The following is a 17,140-nucleotide window of genomic DNA, read 5'->3' as shown; positions in this document are numbered from 1 at the left end:
CTTGTAGTCGGGGCTGCGGCCCATCCAGCCATAGGTCATGCGTGCCCACTCCGCGATCGCGTCACGCTCGGCGAGAAGATCGGCCGAACTCTTGGATGCCTTGAAGAACGGCATGGTCACGCCGCCGTTCCCGGTGTCGGTGGGAACGGTGACCTTGGCCCGCGTCGCGGGATCGTGCATCGAGTCGTACAACCGAGCGGTCATCCGGATCGGGTTGCGGAAGGCCGGGTGGGTGGTGATGTCTTCGACGCGTTCACCATGCAGGTAGATCTCGCGGCCGTCCCTGATCGACTCGATGTACTCGTCACCGGTCATCGGACGGGTGGCGAAGGTCTGCCTCGCCTTCTCGGCCGCGTCGGGGACCGGGTTCTCGGTCAGCACCGGCGTCTCGGCCGGATCGGTACTGCGGATCTCGGTGGTGGTCATGCGTTTGCCTCCTGGCGAGCTGGAACGTGGGCGGGAAGTGATTTCGAGCTGACGGGCTGTTCGACGACATGCGCCGGCACAAACGAGGCGTCCTCGCCGAACCAGCCCATGAGCGGGTCGTCGGAGCACCCGGCCCATGCGTGCTGGGGATCTGCGGGCGTCAACCGGTGGAAGCCGCGGGCGAAGTACAGTAGCGGCTCTGCGTCGTGCAGCCTGGTCTCGACGATTTCGCCGATGAAGATGAGATGATCCCCGGCGTCGTAGGTCCGCCACGGCCTGCAGATCACCGTGGCGAGTGCGTCATCGAGATAGGGCGCCTCATCGCCGTCGACGAGCACCGGCGCGGGCAGCGTCGGACGTCCGGCGAAATGCATGGCGACCGAGGTTTGTTCGGCGGCGAGGAAATTGACCGCGAACGGTCGGCCGTCGAGGTACTGGCAGGCCTTCGACTTCTTGGTCAGCGTGACCTGGCACAGATACGGGTCGTGCGACACCGCGGTGAACGCCGTCACGGTGGCGCCGTGCGGGCGGCCCTCGGCATTGGTACAGGTCACCACGGTGACACCACTGGCGTATCTGCCGAAGACGTCGACCAGCTTCTTCTGGGTCGCGGTTGGGGTCGACATCGCTTGTCTCCCTTCAGGGTCGTTGCGCGAGAACCGGTTCGGCGTCAAGAAGCGATCGCCGTCAGCGGAACCTCGGCGCGCCTGATGTCGAACCCGGTGTAGCCGGCGGACACCACCTCGGCGACGGTGTCGCGGTAGGCGGGCGCACCGCCGAGATAGACCATGCAGGCGCGCGGCTTTCCCGGGATGTTCGAGCCCATGTACCAGGAGTTGGTCTGCGGCAACAGGGTCTGGTCGGCGATCTCGTTGGTGATCTGCCCCCACTCGGATTCCGCACGTTCGGTCGCCTCGATGACGTCGCGGCCGTGGTCGCGGACGAAGGTGATGGCGTCCGCTGCGAACTCGACGTGGTCCTCGATGGCCAGCGGCATGTTGTAGAGCACCGAGGGCGACTGCGGTCCGGTGATGAGGAACAGGTTGGGGAATCCGTGAACCGTCGCGCCCAGGTAGGTGCGGGGCCCGTGCGCCCATTTGTCGGACAGGCGGAGTCCGTCCCGCCCGCGGATGTCCATCGCCATGAGCGGACCGGTCATCGCGTCGAAGCCGGTGGCCAGCACGATGGTGTCGACCTCGTGGACGGTGTCGCCGACGCGCACGCCGGTACTCGTGATCTCTTCGATCGGGGTGTTCCGGACGTCGACGATCTTCACCGAGTCACGGTTGTAGGCCTCGTAGTAGTTCGTCTCCAGCGGTGGCCGCTTGGTCCCGAATGCGTACCCGGTGGGCACGAGCGCCTCGGCCTTCGCCGGGTCGCTGACGCGCTGCCGAATCCGGTCCCGGATGTACTCGGCGATCGTGTCGTTGGCTTCCTTGTCGAAGAGGATGTCCTGGAACGAGTCGATGAACAGGCGGAAGCCGCCGGCATTCCAGCGCTCGTCGAACACGCGGCGTCGTTCTTCGGCACTGACCGCCAGCGCCGACGGTTGCACGTCGGTGAACGGCACGCCGAGGAAGTGGTTACGTGCGGCTTCGCGCACGGCGTCGTACTCCGCCTTGATCCGATCGACCTCGTCGTGGTCGATCGGGCCGTTCGCCAACGGTGTCGCATAGTTCGGCGTCCGCTGGAAAACGGTGAGTTCCGCGGCCTGCTCGGCGATGAAGGGGATCGCCTGGATGGCGCTGGCACCTGTACCGATGACTGCGACCTTGCGCCCGGTGAAGTCCACCGGCTCGTGCGGCCAGTTCCCGGTCAGCAGGACCTCCCCCGAGAAATTCTCGATGCCACCGAATTCCGGCGTCTTGGGAACGGACAGGTTGCCCGCGCTGGCGATGAAGAACCGGCTGCGGATCGTTTCACCGCTGTCCGTGGTGACAGTCCAGAGCGAGTCGACGTCATCCCAGTGGACGCCGATGATGCGGGTGTTGAAGGTGATGCTGCGGCGGAGATCGAACCGGTCGGCGACGTGCTGCAGGTACTCGAGGATCTCCGGCTGTCCGGCGAACTTCTCGGTCCACTGCCACTCCTGTTGCAGCTCGTCGTTGAACGAGTACGAGTAGTGCACGCTCTCGATGTCGCAACGGGCTCCGGGATAGCGGTTCCAGAACCAGGTGCCGCCGATGTCGGAACCTGCCTCGAAGACGCGGATCGACATGTTCATCTGGTCACGGAACTTGTGTGTCGCGTACAGGCCGGCGAATCCGGCTCCCACGGCAACGACATCGACGACGTCGGGGTGATTCGGGATGCTGGTGGTCATGTGCCTCTCCTGGTGATCGGGCGTTCGTCCGTGGCCGGACGATTGACTGGGTCAACCATGGCGTGGGTCACACTGGGAGGGCACGGGGTGAATTACCCCCTCCGTTACCCGTGTTGTGGGTCACAGCACAGGTATGGAGTGGCTCCCATTACATTCACCTGGTGTGACAACACTGGAGGACACCCTGAACCGGTCGAGGATTCACAAGCACTCGATGACCAGCTTCGTCGGCCGGCGTCGAGAGATCGACGAGGCGCGTTCACGACTGCAACAGTCACGGCTCGTCACCATCGTCGGTCCAGGTGGGGTCGGCAAGACACGGCTGGCCGAGGAGGTCTCGGGGCGGTCGGCGCGAGCGTTCCGCGACCGTGCGTGCTGGATCGACCTCGCCGCGGTCCGCGAGCCGGACGCGCTGCCGTCGGCGGCCGCCGCGGGGTTGGGCGTGACCGACCAGTCCAATCGACCGGTGATGGACAAGATCATCGACCACCTGCGCACACGCAACATGATGATCGTCGTCGACAACTGTGAGCACGTGCTCGACGCGGCCGCGTCGTTCGTCGCCACCGTGCTCGACGACGGCCCCGAGATCCGGATCCTCGCCACCAGTCGCGAGCGCCTCGGCGTCGGCGGCGAGGCCATCTTCGAGCTGCCACCCCTGAGCGTGCCACCCTCCGCCGCCGGTGTGCGGACCTCCGACCTCGGTGTCTATGAATCGGTCACGCTGCTCGTCGAACGAGCACGATCAGCTGTTCCCGATTTCACCCTCGACGACAAGAACGCGGAGTCGATCGCACAGCTGTGCATCGCGCTCGACGGCATCCCACTCGCCGTCGAGCTGGCCGCGGTCCGGCTGCGGTCGCTGTCCCCGGTGCAGCTCGTACAGCGCCTCGACGACAGGTTCGCCCTGCTGACGGGCGGGAACCGGACCGACCTACCGCGGCAGCAGACACTGCGCGCGATGATCGACTGGAGTTATGACCTGTGCTCGGACAGCGAACGCCGACTGTGGTCTCGTCTGTCGGTCTTCCCTGGTGGCTTCGACCTCGAGGCCGCCGAGACGGTCTGTCGAAACGACGGTGACGACCCCGACGAGGTGATCAACGTCCTCGACCAGCTGATCGCCAAGTCGCTGGTCAGCGTGGACCGGTCGGGTGCGGTGCTGCGGTACTCCCAATTGATGACGGTCCGTGAGTACGGTCAGGAGCTACTCGACCGGGCCGGGGACCGCGACGACATCTATCGCCGACACCGTGACCACTACCTGGAACGCGCCGAACGATATGCCCGTGACTGGTTCGGACCCCGACAGTCGGATCAGCTGGCGCAGTTGCGCGTCGACCATCCCAACCTGATCGCAGCGATCGACTGGTCGCTGCGGGAACGTGACCTCGCAGAGGCCGCCCGACTCGCCGTCGCCCTGCGATATCACTGGATCGCCGGGGGCAACCTCGCCGACGGACGCATACGTCTCGAGCGCCTGCTCGACCGTCTACCGGAGGCGCGTACCGAACGCGCGCACGTCCTCTGGGTGACCGCTTGGACTGCACTCATCCAGGGCGACCGCGACGGCGCCGAACAGCATCTGGCCGAGTGCGCGGTCATCGCGGAGGAACAGGGCGACATCGCGCTGATGGCCTATCACGACCAGTGGGCGGGCCTGCATCATTTGTTCACCGGGCGGACGACCGACGCGATCCGGTCATACCGTCGGGCGATTCCCGTGCACCGCAAGCTGGATCCCGCGGCCGCGTTGACCGCGGAGTTCCAACTCGCGATGGCCCAGGTGTACGAGGGCGCACTCGACGACGCGCTGGCGACCTCGGCGAATGTCATCGCGGTCGCCGACGACTACGACGAACGCTGGAACAAGGCCTACGCGCTGTGGGTCGCCGGTCTCGCCCACTTCCACCGGGCCGACATCGCCGCGGCCGGCGAATCTGCCACCCGAGCCCTACGCATCCAGCGCGACTTCAAGGACAAGATCTGTACGGCGCTGTCGATCGAACTCCTGGCATGGGCGGCCGAGGCGGAGGGCCGGTGCGAGAAATCGGCGCGCCTGTTCGGTGCCGCTCGCGCCGTGTGGAATCGATTGGGTACCTCGGTGACCGCATTCGGTCCTGGCGTCGCCGCGGATTCGATCGCCGCCCAACAGCGTCTCGCGTCGGCCATGCGCCCCGCGGTCTTTCGTGACCTGATCACGCCGCCGGCGCAGATGACGATCTCCGGCGCTGTCGAACTCGCACTCGAGACGCCGGCTGCCGAGCCCGCGGCCGCGGAACGGGAGACCAACCCACTCACCAAGCGCGAGAACGAGATCGCTGAACTCGTCGCCGAGGGGATGAGCAATCGAGCCATCGCCGACAAACTCGTCGTGTCCCGGCGCACAGTGGACGGGCATGTGGAACGAATCCTCAGCAAGCTCGGCGTGGGGTCGCGAACCCAGGTGGTCGCCTGGTTACAGGCCAACAGATGACCCGGCGGCGGGTCCAGAAGTCCGACGCCGATCGCCCATCGGTGTTTGAATGAGCCATGGCGTTCGGGGTGCGCATTAGCTTCCTGCGTGTGGCAGGTTTCGCCGGGTTGATCGTCGGCATGATGCTGGGGGCCCTGGGAGCTCCGCCGCCCGTGTACGCCGCGCCCGGCCCGGGTGCACCCCTCCCCTCGGCCGACCCGTTCTACCGGTACGACGCGTCGCTGCGGGACACCGTGCCCGGCACCGTGCTCCGGACGCGGCCGATGACGTTCCGGACACCACGCCTGTCCACTCCGATCACCGGAACCCAGGTCCTGTACCGAACGACCGACCAGTTCGGTGCCGGTCGGGCGACGGTCGCCACGGTGTTGCGCCCACTCGTCCCGGGACCGACTCGGCTGATCTCGTACCACATGGCCTACGACGCCCTCGGCTCCCAGTGCGACCCGTCCTACACGCTCGCCGGGGGTTATGCCAACGGCACCGCCACCACCGAACAGGGCGTCATCGCAGGCTATCTCGCGGCGGGCTACACCGTGGTGGTGCCGGACTACGAGGGCGAGGACCTACAGTGGACCATCGGCCGGCAATCGGGATATGCGGCGCTCGACGGAATCCGGGCCGCCGAGGCATTCCTGCGACTCCCACGGTCCGCACCGGTCGGCCTGGTCGGCTACTCCGGCGGCTCCATTCCGACGCAGTGGGGAGCCGAGGTCGCGCCGCGCTATGCCCCGGAACTCAATATCATCGGAGCCGCTGCCGGCGGCCTCCCCGTCGACCTCGCCCACAACCTGCCCTACATCGACGGCAGCGCGAAGCTGATCGTCGCCTATCAGCGCGCCTACCGACTCGACACCTCCGCCTTCCTCTCCGAGCGCGGGACGCAGGTGACGAAAGCCGTCAGCTCCGAGTGCATCTCGCAATTCGCGTCGAAGTACCCGGGGCTCACGAGCGCGGCCATGGTGGCCCCGCCCTACACCGGACTGCTCGACGTCCCCGCGGTGGTGCGTGCCATCAACGACAACATCATGGGCAGCCAGGGGACGCCGCGTACCAAGATGTTCCTCGCGGTCGGCCACTACAACGCGATCGGCGACACCCTGATGATCACCGGGGACGTCATCGGTCTCGCGCACGAATACTGCTCGCGCGGAGTCGATGTCACCTACCAGCAGCTCAATGGGTTGACCCACCAGGAAGCGTTCCTCCCGTTCGAACCGCTCGCCGCCGAATTCCTCACCGAACGCTTCACCGGAATCCCCACGCGCAGCAACTGCGCATCGCTGCCGCGGGGGAACAGCCTGGCACCGCTGCCGATCCCCTGACGATGAATCCCCCTCAGCCCGGCAGCGTTTCGCCTCCGATCGGAGCCAGCACCTCACCGGTGTAGTACGACGACAGTTGTTCGGCCGCGAAGAACACGTACGACGGCGCGATCTCGTCGGGCTGTGCGGCGCGGCCCATCGGCGCCTGCGTGCCGAAGTCCTTCACGGCCTCGGCCGGCATCGTCGCCGGGATCAGCGGGGTCCACACCGGCCCGGGCGCGACACAGTTGACGCGGATCTTCCTCTCCATCAACGACTGTGCAAGGGAGTACGTCAACGCCAGGACCGCACCCTTGGTCGCCGAGTAGTCGATGAGGCTGTCGTTGCCGCGCAGTCCGTTGATCGACGAGGTGTTGATGATGGCGCCACCACCGGTCAGATGGGGCACGGCAGCACGGGTGGTGTGGAAGAAGCTGTGAATGTTCACGTCGAAGGACCGATACCACTGCGCGGGGTCGACCTCGAGGAAGTCGTCGACGACCTGCTGGTAAGCGACGTTGTTCACCAGGATGTTCAACCCACCGAGTTCGGCGACGGTGCGCTCGACGACCTCAACGCAATGGGTCGGGTCGCCCAGGTCTCCACGGTATGCGCGGGCCTTGCGCCCTTCGGCCTCGATGAGTTCGACAGTGTGCCGAGCGTCCTCATCCTCTTCGAGGTAGGCGATCGCGACATCGGCCCCCTCCTTGGCGAACGCGATCGCGGTCGCCCGGCCGATGCCCGAGTCGCCACCGGTGACCAGCGCCGTCTTACCCGCGAGCAGATCGCGGCCGCGGTACTCGGTCATCTCGTCGCGCGGGCGGTCGGGCATGTCACCGGTCTCGCCCGGGTAGGGGATGGTTTTCGCTTCGTGTGGGAAGTTCTCCTGATCGCTCATGGCCGCCGGTTGCCCGCTGCGGTGGAATCGAAAACCTGCCTCCACGCGCCGCCCTCGTACGCGACCGTCCCCGGATGCGAAGATCGCCACCTCCCGGGAGCCGCGCCGTGTGGGACCGGCGCGTCTGTCAGGGAGGTGGCGACTCCAGCTGTCGCTGATGGATCAGGGGTTCTCGTCGGGGATCTCCTGGTCGAGCTTCTCGTCGAGCGATTCGCCCTCTCGCTGCTCACGGGCCGTGGTTCCGGTGCGGTCGCTGGCCGACCAGTCCTCCGGCGGATCCATCCCGTCCTCGAGCGGATCGCGCGCCAGGTGGTCCTCGTCGAGATCCTCCGCACCGACCGTCGAGGTCAGATCGGGATTGACGCCTTCAGTCGCCGCCGCGGCGTCGGAGCTGTCACTGCTGGTGCTCATCAAGACCTCCTCGCGTCTCAACGGCGGCCGGCTCCCGGCCACCGTGGGTATCTGCCTACCCGGCGCTCAGATCAGCGAAACCAGGCCTCTGAACTGCAGTTTTTCTCAAGGAGACGGGCACGACGCAGCACAGTGCGGGTCGCTTCTCGCAACCAGCGGATCCCAGGTAAGCTCAAACATCGCCCGAGACCGCCGGCGTGCAGTTCTGCGTGCCTTTTTCCAGCTCTAGGGGTAACCGTGCCAAAGATAGACAACATTCCTGCCGACGATTCCCGCATCCGGCATGTCGGCAGCTTCCGGTTCCTCTTCGACACCGAGGAATGGTGGTGGTCGGACGAGGTGGCCGAGATGCACGGCTACCAGCCGGGCGAGATCACCCCGACCACCGAACTACTGGCCGGGCACAAGCATCCCGACGATCGCCATGCGTTCGACGAGATGGTCGCGACGATGCTGAGCCGACGCACGCCGTTCTCCAGCCGACACCGCATCATCGACCTCTCCGGCACCGTTCATCACGTCGCGGTGGTCTCCCAGCAGATCATCGACGACGACGGCCAGCCGATCGGTGCCGAGGGCTTCTACCTCGACCTGACCGGTTACGACGAGGAGACGGTCAAGTTCCAGGTCGACGAGCACGTCGCGCGGTTCCGCGAGAACCAGGGCGTGATCGAGCAGGCAAAGGGTATGATCTCGATGGCCTACGGAGTCAGTCCCGAACGCGCCTTCGAGGTGATGCGTTGGCGGTCCCAGACGGCGAACGTCAAGGTCAACGAGCTGGCCAAGAACATCGTGTCCGGCGTGCACAAGTACGTCGTGCTGCCTGATCCCGTGCGCCAGTCCTTCGACCACCTGCTCCTGAACGCTCACCAGAACGAGAACTGAGGTCCACCACGACACGGGTCGTCGTGGTTTCACGATCCTCCACCCGGGTATCTGCATACGAAATGCCGACTGTCGGCAGTTCTGCGGCGTCTACGCCGCATCTTGCGGGCCCGGTTGAGCGCACAGCCGGTCATCTCCTGAAGTGATCGGATGGAACAGTGAACGGACTAGGCGGGGAACTCGGCGGTGCAGCAACCCTCGAGATGGTGGACAGCTCACGGACGACGCGGACGAATCCCGCGCACATCCGAGTGGCTTCCGTCCCTGAATCGCACGTCTACGTGCGTCACCTCTCACCGGTGAACGGATCGGTCAGCGTTCTGGACACAGGTTCCGTCTCGGTGACCCGGCTCCCCGATCCGGTGCCTGCGGACGGCGCCAAGGTCCCCGGTGGCTGGTGGCCGCCGCTGATGCTCGACCCGCGGTGGATTGCCGAGCACCACAACGAATTCGACGTGTTCCACCTCCACTTCGGCTTCGACGCGGTGACGCCGGCGGTGATGGCCGACGTCCTCACCGAGCTCGACCGGCACAACAAACCGCTGGTCTACACGCTGCACGACCTCCGCAACCCGCACCATCCGGAGCCCGGCGCCCACGAAGAGGTCCTCGACCTCCTCGTCCCCGCGGCCGCCGAGGTCGTCACCCTGACACCGGGTGCAGCAGAACAGATCTCGCAGCGCTGGGCCCGGTCCGCCACCGTGCTCCCGCACCCGCATGTCGTGCCGCCGGCGCGGTTCGCACCGCGCGAAGCCTCGACCGACGAGTTCGTCGTCGGCGTACACGCCAAGAGCGTGCGTGCCAACATGGATCCGCTACCCGTCATCATGACACTGCTGGACGCGGCATCCGACTATCCGGACATGACGATCCAGATCAACCTGCACGATGAGGTCTTCGTCCCCGGAAACCACTACTACAACCCGGACTTCGGCACCACCGCTCTCGCGTTGTCTCGCCATCCGTACGCCCGCGTGCTGGTGCACGAGTACTACACCGACGACCAGCTGTGGAACTACCTCAGCAACCTCTCGGTCTCGGTTCTGCCCTACCGGTTCGGCACCCACTCCGGTTGGCTGGAGGCCTGCCACGACCTCGGCACCTCGGTGATCGCGCCGACCTGCGGGTTCTACCACCAGCAGCAGGAGTGCTTCAGCTATGACTTCACCGAAGACCACTTCGATCCGGAGTCACTGGTTGCCGCGCTCGCACAGGCATATTCGGCTCGACCGGCGCCGACGATGTGGCGGGACCGCCGTACGCAGCGGTCGACGATCGCCCAGGCCCACGCCGGGCTCTACACGCGGGTGCTGGATGCGTGAGTCACTGCGGATCGCCGTCATCGCGTCCAGTCGGTTCCCGATAGCCCAGCCGTTCGCCGGCGGTCTCGAGGCCCATGTCTGGCACCTGACCCGGGCGCTGACCATGGCCGGTCACGAGGTCACGTTGTTCGCCGGCGCCGGAAGCGATCTGCCGGTGGAATCGGATCGCTTGCGCGCCGAGCTCTTCGAGCCGTCGGCAGCCGCTCGTTCGGATGTGTCGATGCCGTCGATCGAGGCGCTGCAGGACCACCACGCCTACCTGTCGCTGATGCTCTCGTTCGCCCGGAACCCCGGCGACTTCGACGTGATCCACAACCACAGCCTGCATTACCTGCCGGTGGCGATGGGCCCGTCGGTGGAGACCCCGATGGTCACCACCCTGCACACCCCACCCACGCCGTGGCTCGAGTCGGCGCTGGCACTGGCACCGGAGACCAGGTGTGTCGCGGTCAGCCGGCACACCGCACAGGCCTGGTCGCACGTTCTCGGCTCGATACCGGTGGTGCACAACGGTGTCCAGCTGGATCGCTGGCCGATCGGCACCGGCGGAGACGACCTGGTCTGGTTCGGCCGGTTCGTCCCCGAGAAGGGTGCGCACCACGCGATCGAGGCCGCCCGCATCACCGGCCGCCGATTGCGGCTCGCCGGACCGATCAGCGACGAACGCTACTTCCGAGACCACGTCGCGCCTTTCCTCGGTGATCGTGTCCGCTACGAGGGCCATCTCCACCAAGGCGAACTCGCCCGATTGGTCGGTTCCTCCGGCGCCGCCCTCGTGACGCCGGTGTGGAACGAGCCGTACGGACTCGTCGTCGCCGAATCCATCGCCAGCGGAACGCCGGTGGCCGGATTCGCCCGCGGCGGAATCCCGGAGATCGTCGGCGACACCGCCGGCGTGCTCGTGCCGGGGGACGACGTCGACGCACTCGCCGAGGCCGCCGAGAAGGCGTTCACCCTCGACCGGCGCGAGGTTCGTCGACGCGCCGAGGAGCACTGCTCCGACATCGCGATGATCGACCGGTACACCGGCATCTACGCCGAGATGGTGGCCGACCGGGAACGTCTGACCGCTTCCTCGTCAGCTGAGGCCTGCCCGACATGATCGGCTACTACGTCCACCATCAGGGCCGCGGACACTGTTCCCGTTCCGCGGCGGTCGCCGCGCATCTGCAGACCGAGGTCGTGGCGCTGACCAGCGCCGAACTGACCGATCCCGCCTTCAGCGAGGTCATCACCCTCGACCGGGACGACGCCGATCCCGCACCCACCGACGTCGACGCGGGCGGACTGCTGCACTGGGCCCCTCGCCACGACGCGGGGCTGCGCAACCGGATGGCCCAGCTCGCGGAGTTCGTCGCGAACAGGCGGCCGGCCGCGATGGTCGTCGACGTGTCGGTCGAGGTCACCCTGTTCCTCCGGCTGCTGGGGGTACCGGTCGTGGTGATGGCGATGCCGGGTGTGCGCGACGACCTGCCCCACCAGCTCGCCTACCGCGCCGCCGACACGATCATCGCCCCCTGGCCCGGGGACCTGTACCGGCCGGCCTGGCTCGAAGAGCATCTACACAAGACGGTGTTCACCGGTGGCATCTCGCGGTTCGACGGCCGCCCTCAGGTCAGCCACCCCACGTTCGCCTCCGACATCCTGGTCCTCACCGGCGCGGGCGGCGATCGGGGGGCACCACATCCAGCGATCGGTCTGGCCGAAGCACTCCCCGATCTGAAGGTGGTCGGTCTCGGACCGGCCTTCGGTACGTGGGTCGACGACCCGTGGCCGTTCCTGTGCAGTGCCCGCCTAGCCGTGATCGGCGCAGGCCAGGGAAGTGTGGCGGACGCAGCCGCCGCCGGACGCCCCGCCGTCGTGATGCCGGAGGACCGCCCGTTCGCCGAGCAGCTTGCCACCGCGAACAACCTCGCGCGGGCCGAACTCGCTCTCGTCGCCTCGACCTGGCCCGACGCCGAGCGCTGGCGGGCCATCGTGGAGTCGGTCGATGATTCCGCGCCGACCTGGTCCCGGTGGCAGACCGCCGGAGCAGCAGAACGCGCGGCCCGCGTCGTCGCAGAAGTGGCCCGATGACGTCCATGCCGGCGGCCGACCACGGCAGCTCTGAAGGGGCCGGCGCGGAAACCGTCGCGGTGATCACCATCGTGTCCGGACGCCACCAGCATCTGCGACGTCAGCTCGAAGCTTTCGAGTACTCGACGGTGCATCCTGCCGTCCATGTCGTCGTCGCCATGGACGACCCCGACATCGACGCCGTCGTTTCCGATTCGGCGCCGACGGGTCACCCGATGCGGGTGGTCCACATCAGCGGCGAGCCCGGCACCCTGCCACTCGCCGAAGCGCGCAACACCGGTGCCCGCACCGCGATCGAGGCCGGCGCAACACTTCTGGTGTTCCTGGACGTCGATTGCATCCCCGGCCCGGACATGATCGCGCGGTATCTCCGATCGTGCGCCGCCACACCGGGATTGCGCCTTCTGTACTGCGGGCCCGTGACCTACCTTCGGCGCGACCAGCCCACCTATGATCCGCGTGAGCTCCATCGTTTCCTCGACCCCCATCCGGCACGGCCCGCCCCGGGTCCGTGCCAAACGCAGCTCTCCTCGGAGATGGTGCTGTTCTGGTCGCTGTCGTTTGCCATCCGATCAGGCGACTGGCGCGAAATCGGGGGATTCCACACCGATTACCACGGCTACGGCGGCGAGGACACCGATTTTGCGATGTGTGCAGCGCGCAACGGTTTTCGGATCGCCTGGGTCGGTGGCGCCGATGCGTATCACCAGTTTCACCCGGTTTCGAGTCCGCCCGTCGAGCATCTCGACGACATCCTCCGCAATGCGCGGACCTTTCACCGGCGATGGAACTCCTGGCCGATGGAAGGGTGGCTCAACGCGTTTGCGCAGATGGGTCTCATCGACTACGACGAGGCCGCCGGGGACTGGCGCCGGACAGCAGCAGACGTACTGCCCGGCTGACACTGCCTGCTATTCCCGGAACTTGGAGAAGCCGATGGTCACCCGGCGGGTGTCCTCGCCGAGCAAGGCGTCGGCGTACTTGATCGTGTGCGTGTCGGTGACGGTCTGCACGATGCGCCATCCGAAGGTCGACTCGTCCAGTTCGACACCGTTGACGAGTTCACCCCGGACCTCACCCACCACGCCGTTGGAGGCGAGGTGCAGGACTATTTCCATCGACGATCCCTCGGCGGCCGCGGAGATTATCTGCGAACAGATCTCGTCCACTGCGACCTTGGCGTCGATCACGTCGTCGAGTGACCAGTCGTCGATGTACAGGGCCGTCTCGACGAGAGCACGCACCAACGCAAGGCGGTCGGTGGCCGCCGGAACCCGCAGAACCGTTGGCAGGCTGCCATCGATCGATAGCTGGGATGTGGCGTCAGAGTCGGTCATCAAATGAGTCTTCTTCACACGTCGTCTTGGGTGGATTCTTACCGGACCGCTCATGAATGCCCCACGCTGACGTAGTCCAAACTGCATTTCTGTATTCGACGCGCTGGCAATACTCGCCGTGGCACGACTCGTCACGTTAGCAGAACGAGCCTCGTCGGCAACAGCCATGTATTACTCCTAGCAGCCCTCTCATCTGCGAAAACTGCCGCGGCACTGCTCGCCGACGTTTCAGCCGACGGTCCCTGAGGTACCCGCTGGTCAACCCTGATGGGGATTCACCACCACACCTGGCGAAGGGACAGCTATGCCAGATCTCACACCTGACCGCGAGGTCGCCTCTCGGGAGGCCATCGCCCGCCGGCCGGAACGGAAGTCCCGCGGCCTGAAGGCCGTCGGCCTCCTCGGGTTCTTTTGCCTCGGACTGATGCTCGTGCTCGGCGGCACGGCTATCGCAGCCGGCGCCAGTGACCGCGACGCGACCATCTGGCTGGCCATCGGCGCAGTCGTGGCGGGCATCCTGGCCGTCGGACTCCTCATCGGCAGCCGCGTGCTCCTGCGGCAGCGTGCCGGACGCGATGGCGAACGTGCGCACCAGGATCCGATCCAGCCGGAGACCACGGCCGAGGAGGCCGAGCGATACGAGGAGCGGTACCACGACTTCCCCGTCGGCCACGCGGGCAAGCACGAGCGGGCCCGGGAAGAACGGTCCGAAGACCGCCACAACGAGGGAAAGGCCTGATATGCGCGCAGTTACTTGGCAGGGCAAGAGAAACGTCTCCGTGGAGACGGTGCCCGACCCCAAGATCATCGAACCCACCGATGCCATCATCAAGGTCACCTCGACCAACATCTGCGGATCCGACCTGCACCTCTATGAAGTGCTGGGCCCGTTCATGAACGCCGGCGACATCCTCGGCCACGAACCGATGGGCATCGTCGAGGAAGTCGGCTCCGACACCGGTGATCTCCGGGTCGGGGACCGTGTCGTCATCCCGTTCCAGATCTCCTGCGGCGCATGTGGTTTCTGTAATGACGGGCTCATGACCCAGTGTTCGACCACTCGTGTGACCGAACAGGGCATGGGTGCTGCTCTCTTCGGCTATTCGCAGCTCTACGGATCGGTGCCGGGTGGCCAGGCGGAGTATCTCCGTGTGCCGCAGGCACAATTCACCCACATCAAGGTGCCGCTGGAGAATCCGGACTCCCGCTACGTGTACCTGTCCGACGTCCTCCCCACCGCATGGCAGGCGGTCGAATACGCCGAGATCCCCAGCGGCGGAACGGTCACCGTTCTCGGCCTCGGTCCCATCGGCGACATGGCAGCGCGGATCGCTTCCCACAAGGGTGCCCGGGTCATCGGCGTCGACCGTGTGCCCGAACGCATTCGGCGCGCACAGGGGCGCGGTATCGAGACCGTGAACCTCGACGAGGTCGACGACGTGGGCGAGGCGATCCGCGACCTGACCGGCGGATTGGGCACGGATTCGGTGATCGATGCCGTCGGGATGGAGGCCCACGGGTCACCCCTGAACAAGGCGATGCAGACCGTCGTCGGACTGCTCCCCGATCCGATCGCACGCAAGGCGATGTCGGAGGCGGGCGTCGACCGACTGGGGGCGCTCTATTCGGCCATCGACATCGTCGAGCGTGGCGGGACGATCTCGCTGTCCGGTGTGTATGGCGGCATGGCCGATCCGCTGCCGATGTTGACCATGTTCGACAAGCAAATCCGACTGCATATGGGTCAGGCCAACGTGAAGCGGTGGGCCGATGACATTCTGCCGCTTCTCACCGATGCCGACCCGCTGGGTGTGGACACGTTCGCCACTCACGAGCTGCCGCTCGATCAGGCGCCGGATGCGTACGACAAGTTCCAGCGCAAGGCCGACGGCATGGTGAAGGTCATCCTGAAGCCGTGACCCGAAACCGGGGCCCACGCTCGCAGCGTGGGCCCCGGGACCGGTGTCGGTTCAGCAGTCAGCCGTTCGGGCGTTACCCGATCAGCCGTGAGCCCGCAGGAGAGGCTCTTCGAACTCGTCGGCGACCTCTTCACGCAGGGTCTCGAGAATCCGGGTCAGGAGCCTCGACACGTGCATCTGTGAGATGCCGATCTCGCGAGCGATCTCGCTCTGGGACATCGAACGGAAGAACCGGAGGGTCAGAATCGTTCGTTCACGCTCGGTGAGTCGGGCAAGCGCCGGCCGTAGCGTCACGAACTCCTCGACCATGTCGAGACGTTCGTCCTCGTCACCCAGGGTGTCTGCGAGGGTCCAGCCGTCCGTGGACGAACCGGCCTCGGCATCAATGGAACTCGCGGTGTACGCAGACCGCGCGACCATTCCCTCGATGACCTCTCCGACAGGTAGTCCGAGGTGCTCGGCGATCTCGCTCGGCCGCGGAGACCGTCCGAGGGACTGCAGGAGTTCCTCGCTGGCCTTCGCGATGTTGAGCGAGGCCTCCTGCGCACGACGTGGCACTCTGATCGACCACGTACTGTCGCGGAAATACCTCTTGACCTCGCCCATCACCGTCGGAACGGCGAAAGCGAGGAAATTGTTGCCACGCTCGACGTCGAATCTGTCGACCGCATGCATGAGACCGATCCGCGCAACCTGGCGCAGATCATCAACCGGTTCGCCACGATCGGAGAACCGTCGTGCGACGTGATCCGCAAGCGGTAGGCACCGCTCGATCACCTCGTCGCGTTTCTTGGCACGTAAGTCGTCATCCCGCTCTATGCGAATCTCTCGCAGTATCGGAAGGACGTCGCTGTAATCGTCGTGCTCGGCGCGTTGTGTCGCCATTTGTCACCACCCAGACGTTCAGATCTTGCGACCGATGGGCTGACTGCTGCCCCATCTAGCATGGATTGATGCAGCGCACGCGACTCGACGCGCATCAAGTACTAGACAATCATGTTCTTCGCCACACGTCCACTTCCGGTGTCTCACGATATGAGATTTTTGGAATCCTTTTACCGTGACCCCATCGGCCTTGTTCGAGTGCCGAAGGACCCGTAGGGTGAGGAGTGCGGTTCAGGTAGGAGCTGCGTACACAAGAGCAACAGAGCACCCAAGGCTCGCTGCACGCGATATCACGGCTTATCTCCGTTCAGGACGATCGTGAACTTGGGCCTCGCGCCGTATACCGGCCGGGCACAAAACAGTTCGATCACTGCTGGATCGTGTCTGTGACGCTCACTACTGAGACGAGCACGTCATGCCTCTTACCACTTCTTTCATATTCCGTTCGGCCTTCGGCGTCGCCGCAGAATCGGCCGCCAGGACGTCCACCCGGCGTTTCGATACGGCGAAATCGTACTGCGTGCAACGCTTCTCCGGCTCTGTCGACCGGGAGACCGCGGCGGATTTCGCCGCCGCCCTCGATCGTGTTGCCAAAGATCAGGTCCATGGTGTCGTCCTGGATCTCTCGGCGGTGAGTTTCTTCGGGTCCGTCGGACTCGTACTGCTGCAGACCTTCGCCGACGATTCCGCCACTCGCGCAGTTCCCATCGTGCTCGTGGGCGGCCGAACCGTCAGCCGCCCCCTCGAGGTCGCCGGAATGGCAGATCGCGTCCGCGTCTTCGAGACCGTCGACGAGGCCGGCCGCACACTCACTGAAGGTGAGATCGGTCCCTCCACAACGGAATTCGCGGTCTCCGAGTAACACTCGACGTACCGGC

Annotated in this window: 17 protein-coding genes; 10 read left to right on the top strand and 7 right to left on the bottom strand. The window is 65.9% G+C overall.

Annotation, left to right across the window (positions count from 1 at the left end; translation table 11 throughout):
• The 3 genes from OK17_RS20995 to OK17_RS20985 form a co-directional block, all read right to left on the bottom strand.
• The coding region (locus OK17_RS20995; protein ID WP_461418638.1) for a 4-hydroxyphenylacetate 3-hydroxylase N-terminal domain-containing protein at window positions 1-426 on the bottom strand (426 nt) is incomplete at its 3' end.
• Entirely contained in the window at window positions 423-1,052 is a 630-nt protein-coding gene (locus OK17_RS20990) for a flavin reductase family protein (protein WP_461418637.1), read from the bottom strand. The genes OK17_RS20995 and OK17_RS20990, both read right to left, overlap by 4 nt.
• Window positions 1,053-1,096: 44 nt before the next feature.
• A complete protein-coding gene (locus OK17_RS20985; RefSeq protein WP_461418636.1) occupies window positions 1,097-2,749 on the bottom strand; it encodes a flavin-containing monooxygenase in 1,653 nt (550 codons plus the stop codon).
• Between the two features lie 214 nt (window positions 2,750-2,963).
• Between OK17_RS20985 and OK17_RS20980 the strand changes: the two genes are divergently transcribed.
• Together OK17_RS20980 and OK17_RS20975 are read left to right on the top strand one after the other, a co-directional pair.
• Window positions 2,964-5,225 (top strand): ATP-binding protein, encoded by a 2,262-nt coding sequence (locus OK17_RS20980; protein WP_461418670.1) that lies wholly within the window; start codon window positions 2,964-2,966, stop codon window positions 5,223-5,225.
• Window positions 5,226-5,281: 56 nt separating this feature from the next.
• Window positions 5,282-6,550 carry a lipase family protein gene (locus OK17_RS20975; RefSeq protein ID WP_461418635.1) on the top strand — a complete coding sequence of 423 codons (1,269 nt, stop codon included), beginning with the start codon at window positions 5,282-5,284 and terminating at the stop codon, window positions 6,548-6,550.
• 13 nt (window positions 6,551-6,563) lie between these two features.
• On the opposite strand, the gene OK17_RS20970 is transcribed toward OK17_RS20975, so the two are convergent.
• Both OK17_RS20970 and OK17_RS20965 read right to left on the bottom strand, forming a co-directional pair.
• Entirely contained in the window at window positions 6,564-7,427 is an 864-nt protein-coding gene (locus OK17_RS20970) for an SDR family oxidoreductase (RefSeq protein ID WP_461418634.1), read from the bottom strand.
• A 162-nt stretch (window positions 7,428-7,589) separates the two neighbouring features.
• Complete coding sequence (locus OK17_RS20965) at window positions 7,590-7,838, bottom strand: hypothetical protein (RefSeq protein ID WP_006868980.1); 249 nt, start codon at window positions 7,836-7,838, stop codon at window positions 7,590-7,592.
• Window positions 7,839-8,075: 237 nt separating this feature from the next.
• On the opposite strand from OK17_RS20965, the gene OK17_RS20960 reads away from it, so the two are divergent.
• The 5 genes from OK17_RS20960 to OK17_RS20940 all read left to right on the top strand — a co-directional run bounded on the left by OK17_RS20960 (window position 8,076) and on the right by OK17_RS20940 (window position 13,023).
• Complete coding sequence (locus OK17_RS20960) at window positions 8,076-8,723, top strand: PAS and ANTAR domain-containing protein (RefSeq protein WP_232717845.1); 648 nt, start codon at window positions 8,076-8,078, stop codon at window positions 8,721-8,723.
• Between the two features lie 203 nt (window positions 8,724-8,926).
• Complete coding sequence (locus OK17_RS20955; protein ID WP_461418669.1) at window positions 8,927-10,045, top strand: glycosyltransferase family protein; 1,119 nt, start codon at window positions 8,927-8,929, stop codon at window positions 10,043-10,045.
• The gene (locus tag OK17_RS20950) at window positions 10,038-11,147 is read left to right on the top strand and encodes a glycosyltransferase (protein WP_232717844.1); all 1,110 of its coding nucleotides are present in this window, start codon (window positions 10,038-10,040) and stop codon (window positions 11,145-11,147) included. The genes OK17_RS20955 and OK17_RS20950 overlap by 8 nt, the downstream gene beginning before the upstream one ends.
• On the top strand, window positions 11,144-12,121 hold the full coding sequence (locus OK17_RS20945; RefSeq protein WP_232717843.1) for a hypothetical protein: 978 nt from the start codon (window positions 11,144-11,146) through the stop codon (window positions 12,119-12,121). Before OK17_RS20950 ends, OK17_RS20945 begins: the two co-directional genes overlap by 4 nt.
• Window positions 12,118-13,023 (top strand): glycosyltransferase family 2 protein, encoded by a 906-nt coding sequence (locus tag OK17_RS20940; protein WP_232717842.1) that lies wholly within the window; start codon window positions 12,118-12,120, stop codon window positions 13,021-13,023. The genes OK17_RS20945 and OK17_RS20940 overlap by 4 nt, the downstream gene beginning before the upstream one ends.
• A gap of 9 nt (window positions 13,024-13,032) precedes the next feature.
• Here the strand turns inward: OK17_RS20940 and OK17_RS20935 are convergent, their stop codons facing one another.
• On the bottom strand, window positions 13,033-13,458 hold the full coding sequence (locus OK17_RS20935; RefSeq protein ID WP_232717841.1) for an ATP-binding protein: 426 nt from the start codon (window positions 13,456-13,458) through the stop codon (window positions 13,033-13,035).
• Between the two features lie 304 nt (window positions 13,459-13,762).
• Here OK17_RS20935 and OK17_RS20930 point away from each other — a divergent pair, with 304 nt between their 5' ends.
• The gene (locus OK17_RS20930; RefSeq protein WP_232717840.1) at window positions 13,763-14,197 is read left to right on the top strand and encodes a hypothetical protein; all 435 of its coding nucleotides are present in this window, start codon (window positions 13,763-13,765) and stop codon (window positions 14,195-14,197) included.
• Between the two features lies 1 nt (window position 14,198).
• A complete protein-coding gene (locus tag OK17_RS20925; RefSeq protein ID WP_461418633.1) occupies window positions 14,199-15,377 on the top strand; it encodes a zinc-dependent alcohol dehydrogenase in 1,179 nt (392 codons plus the stop codon).
• Between the two features lie 81 nt (window positions 15,378-15,458).
• Here OK17_RS20925 and OK17_RS20920 read toward each other — a convergent pair whose 3' ends face one another.
• Window positions 15,459-16,262: a SigB/SigF/SigG family RNA polymerase sigma factor gene (locus tag OK17_RS20920; protein WP_232717838.1), complete on the bottom strand. Its 804-nt coding sequence runs from the start codon at window positions 16,260-16,262 to the stop codon at window positions 15,459-15,461.
• Between the two features lie 415 nt (window positions 16,263-16,677).
• Here OK17_RS20920 and OK17_RS20915 point away from each other — a divergent pair, with 415 nt between their 5' ends.
• On the top strand, window positions 16,678-17,124 hold the full coding sequence (locus tag OK17_RS20915) for an STAS domain-containing protein (RefSeq protein WP_461418632.1): 447 nt from the start codon (window positions 16,678-16,680) through the stop codon (window positions 17,122-17,124).
• Window positions 17,125-17,140 lie beyond the last annotated feature (16 nt).

The sequence above is a fragment of the Gordonia sp. GN26 genome, from assembly GCF_054823965.1.
The sequence above is the reverse complement of the archived record's forward strand: the minus strand, read 5'-3'. Positions and strand labels throughout refer to the sequence as shown.

What these genes read in the sequence shown, in the direction of transcription:
- OK17_RS20990 (WP_461418637.1), bottom strand. Translation starts at nt 1,052, where the DNA reads ATGTCGACCCCAACCGCGACCCAGAAGAAGCTGGTCGACGTCTTCGGC.
- OK17_RS20955 (WP_461418669.1), top strand. Translation starts at nt 8,927, where the DNA reads ATGGTGGACAGCTCACGGACGACGCGGACGAATCCCGCGCACATCCGA.
- OK17_RS20925 (WP_461418633.1), top strand. Translation starts at nt 14,199, where the DNA reads ATGCGCGCAGTTACTTGGCAGGGCAAGAGAAACGTCTCCGTGGAGACG.
- OK17_RS20975 (WP_461418635.1), top strand. Translation starts at nt 5,282, where the DNA reads ATGGCGTTCGGGGTGCGCATTAGCTTCCTGCGTGTGGCAGGTTTCGCC.
- OK17_RS20915 (WP_461418632.1), top strand. Translation starts at nt 16,678, where the DNA reads ATGCCTCTTACCACTTCTTTCATATTCCGTTCGGCCTTCGGCGTCGCC.
- OK17_RS20965 (WP_006868980.1), bottom strand. Translation starts at nt 7,838, where the DNA reads ATGAGCACCAGCAGTGACAGCTCCGACGCCGCGGCGGCGACTGAAGGC.
- OK17_RS20980 (WP_461418670.1), top strand. Translation starts at nt 2,964, where the DNA reads ATGACCAGCTTCGTCGGCCGGCGTCGAGAGATCGACGAGGCGCGTTCA.
- OK17_RS20935 (WP_232717841.1), bottom strand. Translation starts at nt 13,458, where the DNA reads ATGACCGACTCTGACGCCACATCCCAGCTATCGATCGATGGCAGCCTG.
- OK17_RS20930 (WP_232717840.1), top strand. Translation starts at nt 13,763, where the DNA reads ATGCCAGATCTCACACCTGACCGCGAGGTCGCCTCTCGGGAGGCCATC.
- OK17_RS20940 (WP_232717842.1), top strand. Translation starts at nt 12,118, where the DNA reads ATGACGTCCATGCCGGCGGCCGACCACGGCAGCTCTGAAGGGGCCGGC.
- OK17_RS20970 (WP_461418634.1), bottom strand. Translation starts at nt 7,427, where the DNA reads ATGAGCGATCAGGAGAACTTCCCACACGAAGCGAAAACCATCCCCTAC.
- OK17_RS20920 (WP_232717838.1), bottom strand. Translation starts at nt 16,262, where the DNA reads ATGGCGACACAACGCGCCGAGCACGACGATTACAGCGACGTCCTTCCG.
- OK17_RS20950 (WP_232717844.1), top strand. Translation starts at nt 10,038, where the DNA reads ATGCGTGAGTCACTGCGGATCGCCGTCATCGCGTCCAGTCGGTTCCCG.
- OK17_RS20985 (WP_461418636.1), bottom strand. Translation starts at nt 2,749, where the DNA reads ATGACCACCAGCATCCCGAATCACCCCGACGTCGTCGATGTCGTTGCC.
- OK17_RS20945 (WP_232717843.1), top strand. Translation starts at nt 11,144, where the DNA reads ATGATCGGCTACTACGTCCACCATCAGGGCCGCGGACACTGTTCCCGT.